The following is a 2,767-nucleotide window of genomic DNA, read 5'->3' as shown; positions in this document are numbered from 1 at the left end:
GAGCACTACGCGGACATCACCGCCGAGTCGATCTCCGCTCAGGTCCGCGCGTTTGGTGTACCGAGCGTAGATGTCAAGCGGGCCGGCAAGGTCCTCAAGGGAGCCAAGGCCGACGCGATCGACGCCGCGATCGGCCGCCGCCGCACCGCCTGAACGGTCGCGGCCCGCCCGCGACCGGTCGCGTTCACGCGACTCGACCCGCGACCGGCCTGGTCAGCACAGACCTACGCCGGTCGCGGGTCGCCCCACCTCGTGTTTCAGCCCAGAAAACGCCCTGGGAGGCCCTACCGTGCCCACCCTCGCCGCGACCGCAACCACCACCGGCACCGCTGCCGGCCTGATCCTGCTCACCCTCACCGCCGTCACCCTCGGTTACCTCGCCGTGTGCTGGGTTCGGCCGTTCCGGCGCTGCCGACGCTGCCACGGCACCGGCCGCCGCCGCTCCCTGATCCTGCGCACCGGCCGCGCCTGCCGCCGCTGCGACGGCACCGGAGAACACCTGCGCCCCGGCCGCGTCGCGCTCAACTACCTGCGCGAGCTACACGACAAGGGCACCCCACGGTGACCCGCCGCACCGGCCGCGACGGTCACACCGACTGGTGCGGCCGGGACCACCGCTGCAACCTGGGCGAGCACCGGTCGGAAGAGATCGTGGTCGACCTGACCGGCCGTGCCCGCGCCGTGCTCGTGCGGGTTCGCACCGCCGCCGGGCGGGAGCACGCCGAAGTGCGCGTCAGGGTCGCTCTCGCCCCCGCTGAGGTGGCCGCCCGCCGCCAGTTGGCCGGGCTGCTCACCGACCTGCGACACACCGTCACCCGCGCCGCCGTCGCGGCGCGGCCCCATCCGAGGAAGGCCACCCGGTGAGCGGGCTCAACGTGTTGTCGCTGTTCGCCGGTATCGGTGGGCTCGACCTTGGCTTGGAACGCGCGGGGATGCGCGTGGTCGGGCAGGTCGAGATCGAACCGTTCTGCCGTTTCGTGCTCGCCCGACATTGGCCGGAGGTGCCCTGCCATGACGACGTCCGCACCGCCCCCACCTGGTGGCGGTCCCGTCCCCGTCCCGCTGTTCACGTGGTCGCCGGCGGTTTCCCCTGCCAACCGTTCTCGACCGCCGGCCGCCGCCGCGGCATCGGTGACGAACGGTGGGGGTGGCCGTGGTTCTTCGACGTGGTTCGCCAGGTACGACCCCGATACGTGCTCGTGGAGAACGTCGCAGCTCTCCTTCGAGATGCTGACGCCTTCGGCTGGATGCTCGGTGACCTGGCCGCGCTCGGGTTCGATGCGCAGTGGTCGGTGCTATCCGCGTGCGCCGTGGGTGCCCCACACGTGCGGGAACGCCTGTTCGTGGTGGCCCACCCCCACGGCGAGCATGGGCCGCTCGGGATGGCCGATCCGCGCCAACCCGCGCGGCGGCGCCGGCCGCCGCATGCGGCAGGCGGTCACCGACAGAGTCCGTGGGTTCATCCGGTCGACGGGCTCATGGAGGCCGAGCGGCGAAGCCGTCGAGTGGTTGATGGGCTTCCCGACCGGCTGGAGCCTGCCCGCGTCCGAGCACTCGGCAACGCCGTCGTCCCCGCGGTCGGTGAAGTCGTCGGCCGCCTGATTGTCGCCCACCACCGGCAGCACGCCGGCTGAACCCGAACCCCTGATCGGCGCGCTTCGCGCGCTCACTTGCTCGGTGGCCAGCGCCGCGCGGGCGCTGGCCACCGGCACGCCTGTGCCAGGAAGGACCGTCATGCCCGACACTTCGTCGTTGCTGGCCGCCGCGCTCGCGTGCGCTGCGCGCGGCTGGCACGTGTTCCCCCTGCGTCCCGACCACCCGGCCGCCGCCGAGGATGAGGCGAAGCGGCCCGCGTTCCCGAACCGCTGCACCGCCGAGCGGTGCGACCGCACCGACCCCCGATGCCACGCCGCCGGCCGGCACGTCGGGTGGGAGGAACGCGCCACCACCGACCCGGAGCGCATCCGCCGCGCCTGGTCGACCCGCCCCTACGGGATCGGCATCGCGTGCGGCCCGTCCGGGCTGGTCGTGGTCGACCTGGACGTGCCCAAGCACGCCGACGACACCCCGCCGCCCGGATGGGCGGGGATGCGCGACGGGGCGGACGTACTGATTGCCCTGGCCGACCGGCACGGCGGCACCATCGACACCACCTACACCGTGACCACCGGGCGGGGCGGAAACCACCTGTACTACCAGCACCCCAGCAGCGGCCCCGACCTGCGCAACACCACCGGGGACCGGGGCGGACTCGGCTGGAAGGTCGACACCCGCGCCCACGGCGGCTACGTCGTGGCCGCCGGCTCCACCGTCGCCGGCCGCCCCTACACCGTGGCGTTGGACTGCGACCCGGACCCGCTGCCCGCATGGCTCGCCGGGCTACTCGCACCCGCCCCACGACCCGCACCCCGGCCCCTCGCGGTCGCGCTGCCGACCGACCGGCACGGCGCGTACGTCGCTGCCGCGATCCGCCGGCAGGTCGCCCACCTGGCCGCCGCCCCGGACGGGCAGCGCAACCACGCGCTGTTCACCTCAGCGGTTGCGCTCGGCCAGCTCGCCGCCGGGGGCGCGCTCACCGAAGACGACGTGACCACCGTCCTTGAACCCGCCGCGCTGTCGATCGGACTACAGCCGGGCGAGATCGCCCGCACGATCGCATCCGGCCTCCGCACCGGGGCGCGCAACCCGCGCCACCTGGCCAACCTGGGAAGGGCAGCAGCATGACCGAGCGGCTACAGATCGGCACCGGCCCCGAAACCATCCGCGT

The 2,767-nt window shown here is 73.7% G+C and carries 4 protein-coding genes; all 4 read left to right on the top strand.

Annotated elements, in window-relative coordinates:
* Window positions 1-289: 289 nt before the first annotated feature.
* Window positions 290-565, top strand: a complete 276-nt coding sequence (locus ABGB16_RS33430) for a hypothetical protein (RefSeq protein ID WP_347672050.1) — start codon at window positions 290-292, stop codon at window positions 563-565.
* A complete protein-coding gene (locus tag ABGB16_RS33425) occupies window positions 562-864 on the top strand; it encodes a hypothetical protein (protein WP_347672049.1) in 303 nt (100 codons plus the stop codon). The genes ABGB16_RS33430 and ABGB16_RS33425 overlap by 4 nt, the downstream gene beginning before the upstream one ends.
* Window positions 861-1,634, top strand: a complete 774-nt coding sequence (locus tag ABGB16_RS33420; RefSeq protein ID WP_347672048.1) for a DNA cytosine methyltransferase — start codon at window positions 861-863, stop codon at window positions 1,632-1,634. The genes ABGB16_RS33425 and ABGB16_RS33420 overlap by 4 nt, the downstream gene beginning before the upstream one ends.
* Window positions 1,635-1,734: 100 nt before the next feature.
* Window positions 1,735-2,724, top strand: coding sequence for a bifunctional DNA primase/polymerase (locus ABGB16_RS33415; RefSeq protein WP_347672047.1), 990 nt, complete (start codon window positions 1,735-1,737; stop codon window positions 2,722-2,724).
* Window positions 2,725-2,767 lie beyond the last annotated feature (43 nt).

Origin of the sequence: Micromonospora sp. B11E3 (genome assembly GCF_039871625.1) — a bacterium.
Classification (GTDB): domain Bacteria; phylum Actinomycetota; class Actinomycetes; order Mycobacteriales; family Micromonosporaceae; genus Micromonospora.
The sequence above is the reverse complement of the archived record's forward strand: the minus strand, read 5'-3'. Positions and strand labels throughout refer to the sequence as shown.